Origin of the sequence: Arenibacter hampyeongensis (assembly GCF_002909255.1) — a bacterium.
Classification (GTDB): domain Bacteria; phylum Bacteroidota; class Bacteroidia; order Flavobacteriales; family Flavobacteriaceae; genus Arenibacter; species Arenibacter hampyeongensis.
Genome location: NZ_PIOB01000005.1, coordinates 111,949 through 133,045, shown reverse-complemented (window position 1 = coordinate 133,045; position 21,097 = coordinate 111,949). Strand labels below are relative to the sequence as shown.

Sequence of the window (21,097 nt, the reverse complement as noted above, 5' to 3'; positions counted from 1 at the left end):
AACCTCTCCCATTTAGATGTTTAAAAAATTATGCATATTATTATTCTTGTTTTCACAACTAATGGTGGCCCAAAAAATCAAAGTAGCTTGTGTGGGCAACAGTGTAACCTATGGCACGACCATAAAGGATAGAAGCCTAAACTCCTATCCGGCACAATTACAAAAATTACTGGGAACCTCATATGAAATAGGCAATTTTGGCCATCCTGGCGCTACCCTTCTTAAAAACGGGCATAAACCATATTGGCTAACTCCCGAATATGCCAAATCCATGATATTCTTGCCCGATCTGGTCCTTATCCATTTGGGATTAAATGACCAGGGAAACAACAATTGGCCCAAACACAAGGACAAATTTGTTTCGGATTATTTGGAAATGATTCAAGCCTATAGGTCGTTACCGTCTAAACCAAAAGTAGTTATATGTAAAATGTCTCCCTCATTTTCCGGACATCATTGGTTCGAGGAAGGAATGCGGGAGAACTATATGAAGGTTCAGGCAAAAATAATGGAAATTGGTACAAAGGCTCAAGTAGCCATTATAGACTTATCCGAACCTTTGTACCGATTTCCGGAATTATACTCGGACAACCTCCATCCTACAGGGAAAGGGGCCACTATTCTTGCCCAAAAAACCTACCAATTTATTAGTGGGGATTACGGCGGATTGCAGTTGCCCCCATTATACGGGGAGAATATGGTGTTACAAAGAAATGAACCCATTGTTATTAAAGGCTCCGCAAATGCCAATGATACGGTCTCCGTGGTTTTCAACCATCGTTCCATCTCGACCATTGTGCATAGAAATGGGCAATGGAAAATAGGGTTTCCTGCTATGGCTGCCGGAGGACCGCACGAGCTATCTATCAAAACAAAAACTTCTGGCCGCCATACCATTAAAAAGGTTTTTATCGGGGAGGTTTGGTTGGCATCCGGTCAATCGAACATGGATTTTAGGGTTAGGGATATGAATAATGCCGATACGGTTTTGAAGGATTCCCTAAATTCCAACATATTCTTATTTTCCATGGACGGCAAAGCATCTCCTTCGGATCATCAATTTACCAAAGAAGAACTTCTTTCGTGCAATGCCCATGATTATTTTAAATTTTCGGGATGGAGCAACTCAACTGGGGAAGTACGGGAAAATTTTTCAGCCATCGGCTACTCATTCGCATTCAATCTACAAAAAGAATTAAAGGTACCCATTGGGATTATATGCAATGCCGTAGGGGGGTCCACCACCCAAAGTTGGATTAGTCGGAAAACCATGGAAACTACCCATGAAACTATTGATCTGTTAAATGACACCCATCTGAACCCCATGGTACAGCCCTGGGTTTCCAAAAGAAAGGAGAGGAACCTTGAAAACATGGACGAATACCATATAAAAGCAAGGCATCCTTTTGATCCAACCCTACTTTTTGATGCTGGAATACTGCCCATTACATCCTACACCATAAAAGGAGTTATTTGGTACCAAGGAGAATCCAATGCCGAACGCCCGGGATTGCATTCCAGATTATTCAAGTTATTGATAAAAGACTGGCGAACGCATTGGGGCAGACCTAACTTAGCTTTTAATTTTGTCCAGTTAAGCAGTCTCAATAGATCTGGCTGGGGCCATTTTAGGGACTCACAAAGAAGGCTTTTATCTATTCCCTACACCGGAATGGCGGTATCATCGGACCTAGGGCACCCAACCGATGTCCATCCCAAAGAAAAATGGGCCATTGGCCAACGATTGGCATCAATTGCCCTGGCCAATAGTTACGACCGAGACATAACATTTTCGGGTCCATTACTGGATTATGTAAATGTTGAACGCGATTATTTGGAAGTCCATTTTACAAATTCGGACGGGTTAAGGACTGAAGACCAGAAAGAGGTGAATGATATTCAAATTGCCGGAATGGATAAAATTTTCTTCCCTGCTCAAAGTAAAATTAAAAATGGCACTTTAAGGATATGGTCCCATAACGTAAAAAAGCCAAGATATGTTAAATATGGTTATTCTCCCTATACCAATGCTAATTTGATAAACGGGGAAGGGTGGCCAACTTCAACATTTTCCAATATAAATGATCAAGATGAACTATAAAATTAAAGACCTTATAAGGATTGTACCACTGACCTTGCTATGGATAGGCATAGGTTGCCAGCAAGATCAAAAGATGGCCCTATCCCAAGAAAATAGCTTTCCCTTAATCCCTACTCCCCAGGAAATTACCTTTGGAAAAAACTTATTGCCCTTTAAATATATCTCCATTGCCGATACTGAATTTAAAAAGGAGGGAAATTTACTGACCGATTTTTTTAAAGAAAACAATATAAGCCCGGATCAACAGGGTATAAAAATTACATTGGTCAGAAAAGCACTTCCTCAAATAGACAATGAGGAAGCCTACTCATTGAACATCGACAGTACAATTACCCTTTCGGCGACAACCGAAAAAGGCATTTTTTATGGAATTCAGACCTTAAAGCAATTGTTCCGTAAACAAAACCGACTTGGTACATTTCCAGAAATAAAAATAGTGGACTGGCCCGCCTTTAAGATCCGTGGCTTTATGCACGATACGGGAAGAAACTTTCAATCCGTGGCGCAATTAAAGGAGCAGATAGACGTGTTGGCCCAATATAAAATGAACGTTTTTCACTGGCATTTAACCGATGACCCTGGATGGCGCTTGGAAAGTAAAAAGTATCCGGAATTACAATCGGATAAGGCCACGGCACGGGGGAAAGGAAAATTCTATACCCAGGAAGAGTTCAAAGAGATTTTAGAATACTGTGCGGATAGGCAAATTACCCTTATTCCCGAGTTCGACATCCCGGGCCATACCGCAGCCTTTAGAAGGGCATTCGATTTGGAATCCATGGCAGACCCAAGGGTCTTGCCCATACTTATGGATCTTTTTGACGAACTAATATCCCTAGGCAATGAAGATACAATGCCCTATATCCATATGGGTACGGATGAAGTGCGAAACAAGGAAGAATACGTGGACAACCAGATGATCCTAACCCTTATGGATCATATCAAGAAACAGGGCCGGGAAATAATTGTCTGGAAGGAAGGTATAGAAATTGAGGAAGATTCAACTTCCATAAATCAACTATGGGCCCAACATAGCCCTATGGAAGGACATCGCTTTATAGATTCACGGGCCAACTACATTAATCATTTGGATCCCTTTGCGGGCATGGCAAGATTATTTTTCCAGCAACCCTGTAGGCAACCTCAAGGCGATGAACTGGCTATGGGAGGCATTCTATGCACCTGGCCGGACAACAATGTAAACCAAGAACGGGACATTCTAAGACAGAACCCAATTTATCCTTCCATACTGTTCTATTCTGATGCCGTTTGGAAGGGAAAAGACAAGAACTATCCAGAATACTGGGCCAATTTACCGAAAAAAAACAGTCCTGAACTACAAGCTTTTCAAGCCTTTGAGGAAAAAGTACTGCTTCACAGGGATCTCTACTTTAACGAAAAGGAATTTCCTTATGTAAAACAAACGGATATAGAGTGGAAAATTATAGGCCCGTTTGACCATAAGGGGGAGGTAGGCAAAATTTTTGAAGTGGAAAAGGTTTTGAAGGAATCCTACACCATAAATGATAAAATGTTTACATGGAACGGCCCCTATGTTGGTGCTACCATTCATTTAAAGCACTTCTTTGGCTTCCCTGCCTTGACAGAAGAAAAAAGTGGTACTTTCTATGCCCATACCAAAATATATTCGCCCGAGGCCCGTGAACAGGAATTTTGGATCGGGTTTCAGGGCTGGTCCAGGTCTGGCGGAAGAAGAGGCGGTCCTACCCCCAACCTAGGTGAATGGCATTACACACATCCAAAAATATGGGTCAATGGATCCCTAGTGGCCCCTCCTATCTGGCAACAACCCAATTTAGGAGTGGAAACCCCTGAAATAGGCTTTGTGGACGAGGATTATTTTTATAGGACACCAACAGTAGTTCCCTTAAAAAAAGGATGGAACAACATTCTTCTAAAGATTCCACATGGAGGCAATTCCTGGAAATGGATGTTTAGTTGTGTCCCCATTAATAGGACGAAAGGAAACGTCAAAGAGGTTAACGATTTAAAATTCAGTTCCTCCATGGCTACAGCACTAAAATGAACCAATAAAATCTAAAAATACATTCAAAATTATTAATAATAGGAATTCATGATACCACAAAGTAGACTCTATAAAGATGCCTTATTGAACAATATCATCCCCTTTTGGGAAAGGCATTCCCTTGATCGTACAAACGGCGGCTATTTTACCTGTCTGGATAGGGAAGGTAAGGTTTACGACACCGATAAATTTATGTGGCTGCAAGGAAGACAGGCGTGGATGTTCTCTACCTTGTACAACCAGGTGGAACCAAAGGAAAATTGGTTGGAAATTGCCAAAAGTGGGGTCGATTTTATAAGACATAAGGGAATGGATGCACAAGGCAATGTATATTTTTCCCTAACCGCAAACGGACAACCCTTGGTACAACCCTATAACATTTTTTCGGATTGTTTTGCGGCCATGGCTTTTGCCCAATATGGAATAGCGGCAGAAGATCAGGAATATAAAGAACTCGCCAAAAAAACGTATCTAAATATTCTTCAAAGAAAGGATAACCCCAAGGGAAAATATGAAAAAGGAACATTGGCCAGACCTTTAAAAAGTTTTGCCCTGCCCATGATCTTGTCCAATTTGGTTCTGGAGCTGGAAGACATATTGGAACCCAATGAAGTGGAGCGAACCATAGATTTTGCGGTTCAAGAGGTTATGGAAGTATTTCTGGATGGGAAATCCGGTATAATCTACGAATTCACAAAGCCAGATGGCAGTTTGGAAGACAGCTTTAACGGCCGTTTGCTGAATCCCGGTCATGGCATAGAAGCCATGTGGTTTATGATCGATATTGCCGTGAGAAGGAATGACCGGGAGTTAATAAATAAGGCTACTGAGACCATCATCAAAATTTTGGAATACAGCTGGGATGAAGAATATGGCGGAATATTTTATTTTATGGATTCAAGGGGTCATCCGCCCCAACAATTGGAATGGGACCAAAAATTATGGTGGGTGCATTTGGAGACTTTGGTAGCCCTTGCAAAGGCTTATGAACAAACCCAAAACCCGGAAATTTCCGCTTGGTACACCAAGGTGCACGACTATAGCTGGCAGCATTTTTCAGACCCACAACACGGAGAATGGTTTGGGTATCTAAATCGAAGGGGGGAAGTATTGTTAAACCTCAAAGGAGGCAAATGGAAGGGATGCTTTCATGTGCCAAGAGCCATGCTCCAATGTTGGAAAGCCTTTGAGAGAATGGAGAATAAAGGAATAATAAAACAGAAATTATCGTAAATTTATAAGACATGAAAAATACATTTTTAGCACTTCTGCTCGTAACCTATAATGTTACTGCACAACAGGAAAGCTTCGAGATTGCCGATGGGGTTATAAGCCATCAGGATCTGTTCAACACCACTATGAACCAGGATGTTTCCTGTTATCGCATCCCTGCCTTGACTACCGCCCCAAATGGCGACCTGATCGCCGCCATAGACGAACGGGTACCTTCCTGTGGCGACCTAAAATGGAGCAAGGATATCAACATTGTGATAAGGCGAAGTAGCGACAATGGCAAAACCTGGTCAGCAATTGAAAAAATTGTGGATTTTCCGTTAGGCAAATCAGCTTCGGATCCTTCTATGATCGTAGATGCCATTACCAATGAAATTTTTCTTTTTTACAATTATATGGATCTGGATAAGGAAAAGGACGTGTACTATTTACATATGGTAAAAAGTGCAGATAACGGCAAGACCTGGAGCCAACCCGAAGATATTACCCCTCAAATTGCCAAGAAAGAATGGCATACCGATTTTAAGTTTATAACCTCTGGCCGAGGCATACAGACCCGATCTGGCACCCTACTCCATTGCATGGTAAATCTAAATAGCGGACTACATGTTTTTGGCAGTAAGGACCATGGAAAATCCTGGTTTTTTATAGACACTCCCGTAAGTCCTGCGGACGAATCCAAAATTATAGAGTTGGCCAATGGGGATTGGATGATCAATGCCAGGGCCAATAAAGAGGGAAAAAGATATGTACATATTTCCAGTGATGAAGGAAAAAGCTGGGTAACCCAACCCGAACCTGCCTTGATAGATCCAGGCTGTAATGCCAGTATAGTCCGCTATACCTCCACCGAGGATGGTTACCGAAAAAACAGATTGTTGTTTTCCAATGCCAAAAGTGAAAAAGATCGCGTTAACATGACCGTTAGAATAAGTTATGATGAGGGCAAAACCTGGTCCGAAGGAAAAACCATTTACAAAGGGGAATCGGCCTATTCGTCCATGACCATAATGAAAAATGGCGACATTGGGCTGTTTTTTGAACAGGATGATTACCAAAAAAATCCTTTCGTAAGCTTTTCTCTAAAATGGCTGACAGATGGAAAAGATAAATACAGAAAACCTAAAAACAAAAAGTAAGAATAGCTTTTTAAGACAAATTATACATCCATTATAACGATGATCTAATAGGGGTTCTTGTCAATTGAAAAATATTGGATACATTTATAACAAACTACGCCCTATGGAATTGTAGATACTTATATTGTTTGACCGTATTAATTAACAAACTGACCTATGTCCATTAATAGAGATCTAGCCAATTTTGACCACGCCGTTTCGGATATGTTCAAACCGCCAAAATCGGAGGCAGAATGGGAGCAATACAAATTATCCGATGAACAGCTGGCGCACTTTCATGAATTTGGCTATGTCTCGGGCATAAAGCTCTTGGAGGAATGGCAGGTTGATAAATTAAACCAAGAATTGGCGGAAATAATGGACCCGGATCATCCCGGGAATCATTTGTTCTATGAATTCCACAGTAATGAATCCCAGGACCCCAATTCGGTTTTATTCCATTCCCTTGGACATTGGCGTATTACTCCAGGATTTCACGACGTTCTTTGGAACCCTGCCTTTACTATGGCGGCCCATCAGCTGTTGAACACCAAATCCGTTAGGTTTTGGCACGACCAATTATTTTGTAAACCAGCCCGGCATGGTGGTGTAGTAGCTTGGCACCAAGACTATTCCTATTGGACCAGAACCATAGCCATGCAACATCTTACCTGCTGGACAGGATTGGATGATGCCACAACGGAAAATGGTTGCCTTCATTATATCCCCAAAAGCCATAAATGGGGGCTTTTGGATGCCCCTTCCCTTGCGGGTGATATGGATGGCCTCATGAAATATCTTAATGAGGATCAAAAAAAAGAGTTTAAGCCCACGGCCATTGAATTGAAAAAGGGTTTCGCCACTTTTCATCATCCCTTAATGGTGCATGGTTCTTACGAGAATAAATCGGAAAGAAGCAGAAGGGCATTTGTACTCAACGTATTTGCCGATGGCACTATAAGCAATACGGACGACGAGCTCTTGGCCGGGGTTCCCAAAGTACCCAAAGGCAATACGATGGAGGGAAAATTTTTTCCTTTGCTTTATTCCTCCTAATGTTACTGGGCCCTGGCTTCTACTATTTCTTTCCGTTTTTTAACGCATGATCAAAATGGGGTTCCAAATGACGGCGCATGGCACTCCTATAGGTCTCGGGGGTACCTACCCTTAAGTTGTCCATTAGCATTCTATGTGTAACAAATTGTCCGGAAGAATATTGATAATCAGTTTTGTTTTTCTTGGATTCTTCCAAATACACATACTCGAAAACGGGCAATAACAGATTTTGAAACCTTTGTACAGTGGCGTTGTTGGACATTTGATAAAGCTTGCCATGGAATGCGATTTCGCGGTCCAAAGAAAAGCGATCCTTTTCATAACTTGTTTCTTCCTCCAAAGTCACAATTCGCTCCAATTCATCCATATCCTTTTGCGTTTTGTATTCAAACAGAAAATCCGCAATTCCCATTTCCATTATCAATCGAATCTCAAATAAGTTTCTAAGGGTATCATCGCCGAGTAAAGTGGGGTCAAGGATACGTTCAAAATTATTTATAATATCGGGCTGGGTCAAAATCATGCCGCGATGCTTTTTGGAATCAACAATCCCTAGCGTTCTTAAACGCAAGAGAGCTTCCCGCACAACTGTTCTACTAACCTCAAAAGCTTCGGAAAATTCCAATTCCTTTGGAATGGCATCCCCAGGCTTTAAATTGTTCTCCTTAAAAAACTTAAGAATTCTAATTTCCGCCTTATCCACCAAAGACAGGTTTTCCAAAGGTTCGATCTTCTTAAATGTACTCATGCTTTACTAACATTAGAGTTAAATTGCAACCATATTTAATTGACTTCGCAGGTTGCCCAATTTTGTGTAATTTATGACAATATTACGACTATTTTAAGTTAATTACATACAAAATGTTTTATGTAATACATATAACTAAAAAATATGAAGTACATTTCACAACACAAATACCAAGAAATATAGGCATTCGGCTACCTAAATTAGTCTCAACAAATAAAAACGATAAAAACAAACACATGAATACAAGTCCAAGACCCTACGTTTTAGCAGAAACCAACTGGAAAACTGTAAAGGAGCAAAAGTATACCGTTGCTATATTACCTTGGGGTGCCACCGAGGCCCACAATTACCATATGCCTTATGGAACCGACAATATTCTGGCAGAGAACGCCGCCTTGGCATCGGCCGAAATTGCCTGGACCCAAGGTGCTAAAGTGATTGTTCTGCCCACCATCCCTTTTGGTGTAAATACGGGACAAATAGATGTTGATCTATGTTTAAATATGAACCCAAGTACCCAAATGGCCGTATTAAAAGATTTGGTCCAGGTTATGGAGGCCAATGATATTCGGAAATTGGTCATCGTAAACGGACATGGGGGCAATAATTTCAAACAGATGATCAGGGAACTGAGCATAATTCATCCTACAGTCTTCGTTTGCTCCCTAAATTGGTGGCAGGCCGCCAAGGCTTCCCACTATTTTCAAGAACCAGGGGACCATGCCGGGGAATTGGAAACCGCCGTTGTAATGCATTTAACCCCAAATTTGGTATTGCCCTTGAATGAAGCCGGAGATGGAAACGCTAAAACATTCAAAATAAAAGGATTAAAGGAGGGATGGGTTTCCGCCCAACGTAAATGGACGGCCGTCACCAAAGATACCGGCGTGGGAAATCCAAAAATGGCCAGCCCAGAAAATGGAGCCAACTTCCATAAGGCAGTGACAGCTTCTATTGCCAAATTTTTAGTGGAACTCCATGAAATCGATGTTGATGATATGTACGAGTAACCATATATTAACAGCCATACCACCATCACGAATAATAAAGTTGTTAAAATTTAAAATCTTGTGAATATGTCATACATAATACTATTATTTTAAGTATATTGGCCCAACCAAGACACATATCTAACATGCGGATATTAAAACAGCTTTTTATAATTATAATCGTGCTCCTGGGCACATTCCCAGCTTTTGCCCAAGACAGCCTTAAGCTTTCCATTCAAGATTATCCCAATCTTCCGGCCGAACCTGATCAGCCAAAGGCCTTCGGCTTCGCAGGGATGTTGGGGGGCGTGCATAATGGAGTAGTGATCGCAGCAGGAGGAGCCAACTTCCCCGATGCCCTTCCCTGGGAAGGTGGACAAAAAAAATGGAGCAGTGCCATATATATCCTCGAAGATGACATATGGCAATTAGCAAAAACTTCTCTGCCTTACCCTTTAGCCTACGGAGCATCGGTAAATCTTCCCAATGGAATTCTGTGCATTGGCGGTAACAATAATGAAGAAACCAGTAATGCTGTTTTTCTTATGAGTTACGACAAAAATACCTCGGACATATCCATAATAAACTACCCGGACCTCCCAGAACCTCTATCCAACTCTGCCGCCGTTATCAACGGAGATTATGTTTATGTTATTGGGGGCATCAATAATGGTAAGAGCACCAACGCTTTTCTAAGACTGGATCTAAAAACCAAAACTTCCTGGGAACGGCTTCCGGATTTCCCGGGTCCCCCCAGGGGCCTTCATACGGCAGTGGTCCAAGAAGCCACTGAAGCTAAAAAGATATTTGTGGTTGGCGGAAGGAATGAAGTTAAGGGAAAACTTTCGGAAGTAATCCGCACCTATTTATCCTATAATCTCAAAAACAATACTTGGCAAGAAGAAGGTGAAGTACTTATAGACCAAAAGCCCAGGGTATTGATGGGGGCCTCCGCCGAAGCCATGGGATCTATGCATTTAATGATTTACGGTGGTTCTGACGAAATACTTTTCAATCAATTGGAGCAATATGGGTTACAAATTTCCAAAGAGAACAATGATTCCATAAGGCAAAATTTAATTCGATCAAGAAATAATATATTAAATACACATCCCGGTTTTAGCAGGGACATTTTGGCCTACAACACTATTACCAAAAAATGGTTCGTCCATGATAGTCTGGACATTAAAATTCCGGTTACGGCCCTATCTTTCAGCGACCAGGACAATTTCATCATCGTCTCAGGTGAAATATCTCCCGGAATACGCACGCCGAAAGTACAAGCGTTCAAAATTGCGGAAGCTGCACATCCTTTTGGGCTGCTAAATTATGGGATATTGGCGGCATATTTGTGCATATCCGTCCTTATAGGGCTATATTTCTCCAGGAAACAGCGCTCTACTGAAGACTACTTTACCGGAGGTGGGCGTATCCCCTGGTGGGCTTCAGGACTCAGTGTTTTTGGAACCTTGCTGAGCGCAATAACCTTTATGGCTATACCGGCCAAAGCCTTTATTACAGATTGGTCCTATTTTATGCTCAATATGACCGCCATTTTGATTACCCCTGTAATTGCCTATATATTTATTCCATATTTTGCCAAACTACGGATATCCACAGCATACGAATTTCTGGAGAATAGGTTTAATTACACGGCCAGGGCATTGGGCAGTCTTTCCTTTATATTGTTTCAATTGGGCAGAATCGGGATTGTCCTATTGCTGCCATCATTGGCTGTATCCATAGTTACAGGAATACCCGTTGAGGCCTGTATTTTATTAATGGGTATACTCTGCATAATATATACTGCATTCGGAGGGATAGAAGCGGTAATTTGGACAGATGTACTGCAGGTGATAGTTTTAATGGGGGGTAGTGTTTTGGCTATTATCTGGATTATGCTGCATACAGAGGCTAACTTCAGTGAAATGATAGATTATGCATCAAACAAAAATAAGTTCAACATTATGAACATGCAACTCAATTTTACCGACTCCACTTTTTGGGTGGTTTTTATTGGAGGATTGGCTTCTGCTCTGGTCACCCAAGGAACGGACCAAACCATTGTTCAACGCTACTTGACCAGTAGAAATATCAAGGATTCACAGAAAACCGTCTACACCAACGCCATTATGACCCTACCGGCAACCATAATATTCTTTGGTATTGGAACCTTATTATTTATATTTTATTCTGAGATGCCCGATCGCTTATCCCCATCCATCACCAACAACGATTCCATTTTTCCGTGGTACATTGTTAAAGAGCTTCCTCTAGGAGTGTCAGGACTGCTTGTGGCAGGAATCTTTTCAGCGGCAATGTCCAGCATCAGCAGTAGTTTAAACTCGGTTTCCACGGCATTCTGCAGCGACTTCTACAAGCACTTCCGTCCCGAAATAGCCGATTTGCGCCTCCTACGCATTGCAAGGGTGGCTACCATAACCACAGGTATTTTAGGGGTGTTGTTTGCACTATGGATGGCGAGTTCCAACATAAAATCCTTATGGGATGAATTTTACAGATACCTAGGGTTGTTTACGGGAGGCCTTGGCGGTATGTTCCTTTTGGGTATGTTGACGAAAAAAGCAAATGCCAAAGGGACGCTGATCGGATTTGTATTCAGTGGGCTATTAATCTACTATATTAGTAACTACACCACAATAAACTTTTTAATGTACGCCTTTTTTGGATTGGTATCCTGTTTTGTTTTTGGATATGTATTTAGCCTGATATTTAAGGATAAAAAACATAAGGGTCGTAAAAAATAGAGTTTTCAGCTCACCCATGGCCCCAGTCGTTATCCAGTTTAATATGGGTCAAAAAATGAAACGAAAAAGAACGGGTCATAGACTATGTAGGCCCCTAATTAGGGATATGTTCCAATTCCTGTAAAACGGGCTCGTTTTCCCTTTTTAACTTCCACCGTCTATGGCTCCACAACCACAATTCGGGAGCACTGACAATGGCTTGTTCCAATTCTTGGGCGTATTTCTCCAAAATTTCAAAATTGTTCCTTATTTGTGGGTGATCCTCAATAATCCGAAATTCCAATTCGTAATATCCTCTTTTTAATTTTTTGAAGAACGGAAATAGTACCACCTGGTCTGTTTTTTTGGCAATCTTATCGGCTCCAACAAAAAATGCGGTTTCCTGATTTAGAAAATTATACCAGTATTTGGAACTTTTTTTAGTTGGACTTTGATCACCGATCATACAATTCAAGGTAAGTACCTTCCTTTGATGATTGTCTATAATAGTCCTAAATCCCCTGTCCGATTCCACACAATTAACACCAAACCTTTCCCGCATATTTTTGAATAACTCCTCAAAATATTTGTTTTTGATAGGCTTGTAAAACGTATTTGAACTATAGGGGAACATCAAGGGCAAAAAAACCAACCATTCCCAATTGCCTTGATGGCCTGTATACATGAGAATACTTCTATCCTCGTTAACATATTGCTGGATCAGCTCGGGATTTTTAATGAGCAAACGCTTTTTTATGGCCTTCTCCCCTATTGTCAACCTTTTAAAGGATTCCAAAACAATATCGCAGAAATGCCTGTAAAAATCTTTGGCTATTTGTTTTATTTCATCATCACTCTTAGAGGGAAAAGAATTCCTTAAGTTATTGAATACTACCTTTTTTCGGTAGCCAACTACATGATATACCAAAAAATACATAATATCCGAGACCTTATAAAGAGCCCACATCGGCAGTAAGGATATGGCATAAAAAGGGAGAAATTTAAATCTAGAAAGGTATTTCATCCTGTTTTTGATTTAAGTATTCCAATTAATAAATTGCAATTACAAAACACTTTGGTTACTGTGCATTAAAAGGCCTGAAAACTAAATTTCTGCCCTCCCACAGTGGCATCGGCCATAAGACCCGCCTTGGGCAGTACAAACACTGCCACCCCATCCTTGTATTTGGCATTGAGTCCAATTCCCGACTTTAGGGCCACCGCCGAAATTTCGGCCGCAAAGCTAAAATTACCCTCCTTAAATTCGTCTAAAGCAGCACTGTCCTCGAAAAAAATAATTTCAATTATCGCTTGACCACCTGCTTGAAAGCCGACATTCAACTTTTTAAGTCCGGCCATACCTATAAGTTTACCACCCTCATAAACCGCACCATTACCCGAGGCTGCCCCAACAACAAAACCACCTTTACCTACGTTCGGGAAAATTACATATCCTGCAGAGGTGTCAAATAGCTGTTGCAGTCCGGAATGAGCCTTTAACAAGGACTTTTTAGCCTTGGAAGCATCACTAATAATCCGCTTATCCGTTCTTGTCTGCGATGTTATTGAAACCGAGACCAACATCACAAATAGTACAGTTGTTAATTTCAAGATTTTCATATTAAATGATCTATTATAATTTGTACGTCAAAATTAAAAATACTTACCCATTACCGTAAAATACGAAACGGTAAGAATTTGTTAATACTTCTCAAAATTTATCTAATTTATTGATTTTCCACTAATTAACAACAGTTCTTGATTTGAAAGTGAATTTAAAAAGTAATAAAATTTCATTCTTTTATTGTTCACCACCAAGGTAAATAATAGCCAAAACCTTTCGAAGACACGAGCAATAAGGAAGCCCAGAGTTAAGAATAAAAAAAGATAATATCAATCCTAAAAATGACCAATATCATTTAGCCGCGCTTTTCAATTTCTTAACTTTAAGGTTGCAGGTATAAAAATTTGCAACTACCAACCATTTTTTATCCAATACCAGCTTTTAGAATTAAAAATTAAGCTTGTAAATATTGGGTATATCAAAACCTAAAGAGTCATTTATTAATTTAAAACACATAATTATGAGCGCTGCAATTAATAAAAACAAAATGATAGAATGGCTTGACCCCAACGAAATGCACGAGGCTAGTCTGAAATGGATGTCAGAATTAAAATTTATCAGGGACGAACAACTGTTCTTAAATGATTTGGTGAAATCATATACCTTACAGTTGACGGATTCCGAAGTTTTCACCGAAAGCAAGGAAATTATTGGAGCCATAACCACTGCCGAAAAAGAGGTAATCATACTCATGAAAAAAGTCCAGGCCCATGAAAACCAATTGGAAATAATGCTGGATCAAATAGATCAGTTGAAATTGGAAAAAGAATATACGGAAACCCATTGGGAATTGAATACCGAAATGAACAGCTACTCGGTTCACTACAGGGAACTTAAATCGCGCCTATTTAAATTGGTCACCAAAGTCATGAAAAAGGACAAAAGAAATAGGTTGCTGAACTGAGGCCCGACCAGTCGAAAGTCACCAATTTTTTTATGAACCTATTCTTGGGCTATAAAAGCAATAGCCGCATTTTACGCGACTTAATAACTATTCCCCGCACCACTCCCAAACTTCGTCAAAAACCCTTTAAGAGTCAGTTTTAACAAAGATTGGGATTGTTTTGAAATTTATTTAAGAAGTTTTGGAGCAACCTTTGTACAGATAAAATATCTAAGTAAAAAAATCGTTTATAGTTGATCTAATAGTTTGATAATAAGAAATCATTATATGTTATGGAAATAGTTGCCCCTGTTGTAAAGCTTATAGACAATAACCCCTTCATCTCTATTGTGTTTTGTCTGCTTATAGCCCTAGCGTTAATTACCTACAAAATAATTAAAAGAAGGACCTATTAATAATTATTAAAGGGGGAGTAGGGTTTTATGTACTTCCCCTTACTTTTCTATATTTCACATACTATCTTACTCCACACCAAGAAGAGATTATCAAAGCTTCCATAAATTTAGATTTATAGGCATTTCCCTGTTTAATAAATTGATTCCTAATTCAAGAAGGTGACGTTTTAATGGTAAACAACCACAATCTTAACAACAATGTTTCCCTTATTTAATAGAGAATTTATAGGTTGTTTTTGAATTATACTTCTCTCCTGGATTTAGTGCCACCGATGGAAAACCCAATTGATTTGGTGAATCCGGATAGTGCTGTGTCTCCAAACAAAATCCACTTCTTTTTTTATAGGTTCCCCCATGCTTGGCAGGAAGGGTACCGTCCAGAAAATTACCCGAATAAAACTGTACGCCCGGTTCACTCGTGAACACTTCCAAAACCCGGCCACTTTCCGGATCAAAGGCTGTTCCAACCAATCGATGTCCTTTGTCCTGACCATTTAAAACCCAGCAGTGATCATAACCGCCGCCTTTCTTTAATTGATCATCGTCCTCTTCTATCCTGCTTCCGATAGATGTAGGTTTTCTAAAATCGAACGGAGTGTTTTCCACATCAGCAAATTCCCCTGTGGGGATTAACGTATTGTCTACCGGAAGATAATTGTCGGCATTCAAACTAAGCACATGATCAAGAACGGTTTTGGAAAAATCCCCTGAAAGGTTAAAATAACTGTGATTGGTAAGGTTTACAATTGTTTTTTTATCCGTGCTTGCCTCATAGACCATATCCAAAGAATTGTCCTCCTTAAGCGTGTAAGTAACTGTAATATTCAAATTGCCTGGATAGCCTTCTTCCATATCCCTGCTCAAATACACCAATTTTAAGGCAGCATAATTTTCGCCTGTTTCCTCGATTGCCTTCCAAACCACTTTATCAAAACCTTTAATTCCTCCATGCAAATGGTTTTCTCCATTATTAACGGCCAAACTATATTCCATTCCGTCCAAAGAAAATTTTCCTTTGGCTATCCTGTTTCCATATCTGCCGATAATTGCACCAAAATACGGGCTACTCTCTATATATTGATCTAAGTTGTTATACCCTAAAACCACATCTTCTGAAACACCCTCCTTGTTTGGAACTTTGATGGAAGTAATAATTCCACCATAGGTTATTATATCCACGGTCATCCCTGAACTATTTTTAAGGGTATAGCGGTCCACTTTCCCACCACCAGGCGCAGTCCCAAATTCGCTTTTTTGAATGCTCACTTTTTCAATCTTTTGGGTTACTTCCTTTTTCTTTTCGTCCTTGCACATTACGCTTAAAATTACTATCCCTAAAAAGGATAGACTATAAAAAAACTGTTTTATAAGCTTCATCTTACTTACTTGGCGGATTAGTGTTGATGTTGAAATAGATGGTAATATACAAAACCAGCAAACACCATGTTTTAATTAAAAAGAATACACTTTTTAAAAAACTAAAAAGTCCCTCTTAGGCCTATGGTTCCCGGTCCAACTTGAAGTCTCCAACTTATCTTGTCCTTTGACATAATCCCAGGATAACGTTCCTTATTAAGGTATTTATCTATTGAGTCTACCACCACAACACTTACGGCCACACTCAAGGCCACATCCGTTAGCCAATGGGCGCCGCTCCAAAGCCTTGTAACCGGGGAAAGAAGCCCCAATGCGTAAAACCCACCTTTGGCCCATGGATTTTTAAATTGCTTGCCTATGGCATAAAATGTAGTAAAGGCCAATATAGTATGCCCCGATGGAAAGCTGTGATAGGCAGCTTCATTGCTAAATGGTTTAAAGCTTCCTTTTCCCACATCGGCTATAGGCCTGGCCCGCCCAACAAAGGTTTTACTCACAGATTGAATTAATCCTACCGTGGTGGCCGAGGAAATTAAGAGTACCCCTGTTTTTCTCCATTTTTCATTCTTCGTCAAAAGCCCAATTAAATACACCCCTCCATTGATGGAGTAGTTATAAAGTGGTTTTCCAAGGTAATAACCGGTCTCCTTGAATATCCCTGGAACGTCCTCTTCCTGATTCCGAAACCACTCGGAGCTGTCTTCGTCAAACGCATACAAGGCCCCAGTTCCCAAGATAATGGCCCCTGCGGTTATAAAATCGTCTTTTTCCCAATGAAATGGTCTTGAGTAGGCATGTTTCAATCCTCCAAAGGCACTCGCCCCATCATAGCCCAACATTTTCCCTGTACTCATGGTATCAAGAGCTTGGGTCTGCGCCTTCAATTGGGGAAGGCCCAGAAAAAAGATTGAACTAAAAATTAAAACCTGAAATTTCAAATTCATTAATACCTTGGAATTATTTATAGCCAAAATTAACAAATTATATATCTAGTTCAAATTTCAAGGGCCTACCCAAAGAGAATTAATTGCCAAAACCTAAATCCTTAGTTGCAAGTGGACCAAACCATTTGTAAATTTTCTTTGTTAAAAAGTTAAGGTCACATAGCCATACCTAAAGTATTTAGGATAATTTAAAAAGTCGACACCTTCATTCATAAAGAAGTTGAATTAATCCAAATTAAGACCACAGGCAAATATTTCCTTAATATAACAAGCATTATCGGTTTCAAAATGAGGTATTTCCAGTATATTGTATAACTTGATCGATGTGGAATGCTAAAAATATTATTTTACCTACCGTTAGCCTTATTCGGCTTGGTCTCTTATTCCCAGTTGGAATGTCCAACTCTTGTAAGTCCGCCAAACGGCTCCGTAAACATACCTTCCTCTACCAATATCTCATGGGCAGAATCCCCTGGAGCATCAGGTTATCTTTTAACCTTGGGCACTTCCCCAACCTCGGATAACATACTAAGTAAAACTATTTATATGGTCAATTATACCGAGGAAATAGATTTTCCGGCCAATTCTACTATTTACGTAACCATAACCCCATTTAATGATATGGAAATTGCCAGTGGCTGCCCAAAATACTCATTTAACACCAAGGAAAAATGTTGGCTATACTTAAGCCCCCAAAGGGATATTGTGGTATGTGAAAATTACCAACTCCCAGATCTCCCCTCTGCCAATCAATACAACACTGAAACCAACGGAACGGGCAACATTCTGCAAGCAGGGGATATAATTACAAAAGATCAGATTATATATATCATGACCGATACAGGTTCATGTTGGGAACAATCCAGCTTCAGTGTTATCATTGACCCTACTATTTGTATAGACCCGGCCAAAATTATGGTATACCCAAAATTTTTTACACCTAACGGAGATGGCATAAATGATCTATGGCATCCCAACTGGGCAGATTTGAATCCAACCCTTAGATCAGCAGTATTCATATATGACAGATATGGAAAGTTGGTACGTCAATTGGATTTTGACAGCCCGGGCTGGGACGGCAGTTCCCATGGTACACCTTTGCCTGCATCGGATTATTGGTTTACTATGGAACTTGGCGATAATAACTTCTTAAGTGGACACTTTGCGTTAAAGAGATAAAAATTCGTTTTTCATAATTCCAATTGACAAATAATTACAACTTGCCTCCCTCCGGTTCAAAAATTAGCTTCTGAACACATTATTAGTATCATTTCCAATGACATCTCTAAAACTCCCTCTTACCGAATTCACTTTCAATGAACTTGGATTTATTTTTGTTTTTGTTAAAGGTATAGGAAAGGTTAAGGATTATCATATCAACCTCATACACATAATTGGTTGTTGTATAGAATTCATTTTCCCGAAAGGTGGTTATGCGCTGTTCATTGGTGTCCAATAATCCCATATCTATGTTCTGCCATTGTAAAGTCGCCGTAAGCCTATTATCCAAAAAGGATTTACGCATAGTGAGGTTGGGAGAATAGAATCGCGAATCCTCACCTTGAGCGGTGTTGCGATTGGATATATAATTAAAGGTAAACTGTGCCGATGCTGTATCGGAAAAATTATAAGTGCTGTTGGCGTTGACGGAATAGACAACGGCATCGCTATCTATGTTTCTATTATCAAAAACTCCCTCTATTTTATAACTGTAAACATTACCTCCAATAAAATTGGACCAATTTTCAGTTAGTTTCAATTGCGTACCCAGCTCCAGTCCCAAGGACCTACTTTTCCCAACATTGGAATAGATTCGGTTCAGAATAGTATCGTTATAAACGGTATTTACCCTATTTACCAAATTGTCGACATTTCTAAAATAGGCAGTGGCGAAGATGGAATTTCCTTTTTGGAAATTCTTGGTCACTCCCACCTCAACAAGATCAATGAATTCTGGTAAGAGCGTAGGATCCCCCTGTTCCAAGGTTTCTGAATGTTCGCGTTCTGGGAAGGGATTCATTTTAAAGGTCGTGGTGCGTTCAACACGCTTGCTATATGCAGCTTTCAATTTAGTGTTGTTTTCAAAGGAATATTGCACCGATGCCGAAGGGAACAATTTTACATGATCATAAACATAGGTGGTGTCAATGGTATTGGTCTTATCCCTAAGATCAAAATCCCTGTCCATTGCTTCCAACCGAAGTCCCGCTGCATATTCCCATTTCTCCTGTGTACCGCTCAATTGGGCATATCCGGAATGAATGCTCCGCGCCAAATCCACCTCACTTGAAAATTCAGGGATCAGTTCAAATTCTCCAGTGCTATTATTTTTTCTTTCATAAACGAAATCGCCGGTGTGGTTTAGGTTTCTATACTGATAACCTGTTTCCAATTGTCCAAATGAGAAGGGCTTAAAGCCATAATCCACCTGAAAACGTACTCCGTGCAAAGGGTTGTCATTGGTATTGTACTCATCCTGCCAAACAATATTGTTATCAGGGTAGCCCAAATTCTGGTTGGTAGTAGGACCGCCCAGTAAGGTGTATTCATATAAAATAGAGGATGACAACTGGGAACCATTATCAAATTTATGTCCATAGTCGAAACTTCCCAATACAAAATCTCCCTTGCGTGTGCGCAGGTTGTGGTTATAATATTGAAAGGTGTACACCCGGTCTCCGTCTTGTGCAGGAGTAATGGCGTGATTGTCATAATAAACTATATCCGCAAGACGGTCCGTACTTCGTTTTCCTCCATAAAATCCAAGCGAAAAGGTATTTTTTGTGTCGGGCGTATAATCTACCGTAAACCTTCCACTATAATTTATTTCATCAGAGCTGCGTTCCCCGTCCGAAGGAAATTGGGTAAGGGTATCATTGATAATGGTAAATACATCGCCTTCTCTCCTTCCACCTATATCGTTCCGCTGATAATTGCCGCCCAATGAAATATTCCAATCCCCTTTACGAAGGTTATAGGTGGCATCCAAACCATGGCGTTGATGAGGGTCGGCATTGGCGTATTTTTCAATGGACGGCAGACCGCCCTTTACATTTATCTGTGCATAAACGCCATCGGCTGCACCGTTCTTTGTGATGACATTCAAAATTCCTCCTTTACCCTCCGGGTCATATTTGGCCGAGGGCGCAGTAATTAGCTCTACGCGCTCAATGGCATTGGCAGGAAATTGCGATAGCAGGTTTGCTGCATTCCCCTGCAAGGGCTTCCCATTAAGTAATACTACAAAACCAGTGGTTCCGCGAACACTGATCTCCCCTAGGCCATTTACCGTTACCGAAGGTAAGTTTTTAATTACGTCCGTTGCAGATCCACCTTGGGTGTTCTGAAAGGCCTTGGCATCATATACCTGCCGGTCAATTTTATTGATTACGGTCTTCCTCTCCGATTGTACCACTACCTCACTAAGTTGATTATCCCCAATAATAAGTGAAACAACACCTAGGTCCGTATTATCATTGCGGTTTTGGATTTGGATATCGCGTATTGTGCTGGTCTGAAACCCTATAAATGAGGCTTCAAGATAATAAACACCCCTTTTTATTTCAGGAATCGTAAATACGCCCTCCAAATTGGTAATTACACCGGCCACCAATGCTCCATTTTCCTGGTTATAAAGCGCCGCCGTAGCATATTCCAATGGATATTCCTCAGTACCATCCACAATTTTACCTGTAATCTGCCCAAAAACAAGGGTCGAGCATAGAAGTAAAGCAAGTATTAAGGATAATCGTAATTTCATTTTGAAGCAGTTTTTTAAACAAGCGTCAAATTTACGTTTAAATAACATTGTTAC

Annotated in this window: 15 protein-coding genes; 9 read left to right on the top strand and 6 right to left on the bottom strand. The window is 40.3% G+C overall.

The window, feature by feature from the left end; genetic code table 11:
- Window positions 1–16 precede the first annotated feature (16 nt).
- From CWD91_RS13810 to CWD91_RS13790, 5 genes are all read left to right on the top strand, one after another.
- Window positions 17–2,101 (top strand): sialate O-acetylesterase, encoded by a 2,085-nt coding sequence (locus CWD91_RS13810; RefSeq protein WP_103441549.1) that lies wholly within the window; start codon window positions 17–19, stop codon window positions 2,099–2,101.
- Window positions 2,091–4,148, top strand: a complete 2,058-nt coding sequence (locus tag CWD91_RS13805; RefSeq protein WP_192877673.1) for a family 20 glycosylhydrolase — start codon at window positions 2,091–2,093, stop codon at window positions 4,146–4,148. Before CWD91_RS13810 ends, CWD91_RS13805 begins: the two co-directional genes overlap by 11 nt.
- Window positions 4,149–4,196: 48 nt before the next feature.
- Window positions 4,197–5,381, top strand: a complete 1,185-nt coding sequence (locus CWD91_RS13800) for an AGE family epimerase/isomerase (RefSeq protein ID WP_103441547.1) — start codon at window positions 4,197–4,199, stop codon at window positions 5,379–5,381.
- A gap of 11 nt (window positions 5,382–5,392) precedes the next feature.
- A complete protein-coding gene (locus CWD91_RS13795; RefSeq protein WP_103441546.1) occupies window positions 5,393–6,520 on the top strand; it encodes a sialidase family protein in 1,128 nt (375 codons plus the stop codon).
- 156 nt (window positions 6,521–6,676) lie between these two features.
- Entirely contained in the window at window positions 6,677–7,555 is an 879-nt protein-coding gene (locus tag CWD91_RS13790; protein ID WP_103441545.1) for a phytanoyl-CoA dioxygenase family protein, read from the top strand.
- Between the two features lie 22 nt (window positions 7,556–7,577).
- Here the strand turns inward: CWD91_RS13790 and CWD91_RS13785 are convergent, their stop codons facing one another.
- The gene (locus tag CWD91_RS13785; RefSeq protein ID WP_103441544.1) at window positions 7,578–8,303 is read right to left on the bottom strand and encodes a FadR/GntR family transcriptional regulator; all 726 of its coding nucleotides are present in this window, start codon (window positions 8,301–8,303) and stop codon (window positions 7,578–7,580) included.
- 236 nt (window positions 8,304–8,539) lie between these two features.
- On the opposite strand from CWD91_RS13785, the gene CWD91_RS13780 reads away from it, so the two are divergent.
- Window positions 8,540–9,313 carry a creatininase family protein gene (locus CWD91_RS13780; RefSeq protein WP_103441543.1) on the top strand — a complete coding sequence of 258 codons (774 nt, stop codon included), beginning with the start codon at window positions 8,540–8,542 and terminating at the stop codon, window positions 9,311–9,313.
- A 125-nt stretch (window positions 9,314–9,438) separates the two neighbouring features.
- Window positions 9,439–12,060, top strand: coding sequence for a sodium:solute symporter family transporter (locus tag CWD91_RS13775; RefSeq protein WP_103441542.1), 2,622 nt, complete (start codon window positions 9,439–9,441; stop codon window positions 12,058–12,060).
- 94 nt (window positions 12,061–12,154) lie between these two features.
- Here CWD91_RS13775 and CWD91_RS13770 read toward each other — a convergent pair whose 3' ends face one another.
- Window positions 12,155–13,063 (bottom strand): lysophospholipid acyltransferase family protein, encoded by a 909-nt coding sequence (locus CWD91_RS13770; RefSeq protein WP_103441541.1) that lies wholly within the window; start codon window positions 13,061–13,063, stop codon window positions 12,155–12,157.
- A 65-nt stretch (window positions 13,064–13,128) separates the two neighbouring features.
- Window positions 13,129–13,659 (bottom strand): lipid-binding SYLF domain-containing protein, encoded by a 531-nt coding sequence (locus CWD91_RS13765; protein ID WP_103441540.1) that lies wholly within the window; start codon window positions 13,657–13,659, stop codon window positions 13,129–13,131.
- 464 nt (window positions 13,660–14,123) lie between these two features.
- Here CWD91_RS13765 and CWD91_RS13760 point away from each other — a divergent pair, with 464 nt between their 5' ends.
- Complete coding sequence (locus CWD91_RS13760) at window positions 14,124–14,567, top strand: hypothetical protein (protein ID WP_103441539.1); 444 nt, start codon at window positions 14,124–14,126, stop codon at window positions 14,565–14,567.
- A gap of 602 nt (window positions 14,568–15,169) precedes the next feature.
- Here the strand turns inward: CWD91_RS13760 and CWD91_RS13755 are convergent.
- Window positions 15,170–16,339: an aldose epimerase family protein gene (locus CWD91_RS13755; protein WP_103441538.1), complete on the bottom strand. Its 1,170-nt coding sequence runs from the start codon at window positions 16,337–16,339 to the stop codon at window positions 15,170–15,172.
- Between the two features lie 101 nt (window positions 16,340–16,440).
- Window positions 16,441–17,283: a phosphatase PAP2 family protein gene (locus tag CWD91_RS13750; protein ID WP_103441747.1), complete on the bottom strand. Its 843-nt coding sequence runs from the start codon at window positions 17,281–17,283 to the stop codon at window positions 16,441–16,443.
- Window positions 17,284–17,613: 330 nt separating this feature from the next.
- Between CWD91_RS13750 and CWD91_RS13745 the strand changes: the two genes are divergently transcribed.
- Window positions 17,614–18,462 carry a T9SS type B sorting domain-containing protein gene (locus CWD91_RS13745; protein WP_103441537.1) on the top strand — a complete coding sequence of 283 codons (849 nt, stop codon included), beginning with the start codon at window positions 17,614–17,616 and terminating at the stop codon, window positions 18,460–18,462.
- Between the two features lie 106 nt (window positions 18,463–18,568).
- Here CWD91_RS13745 and CWD91_RS13740 read toward each other — a convergent pair whose 3' ends face one another.
- Window positions 18,569–21,043 carry a TonB-dependent receptor domain-containing protein gene (locus CWD91_RS13740; RefSeq protein WP_103441746.1) on the bottom strand — a complete coding sequence of 825 codons (2,475 nt, stop codon included), beginning with the start codon at window positions 21,041–21,043 and terminating at the stop codon, window positions 18,569–18,571.
- Between the last annotated feature and the right edge of the window lie 54 nt (window positions 21,044–21,097).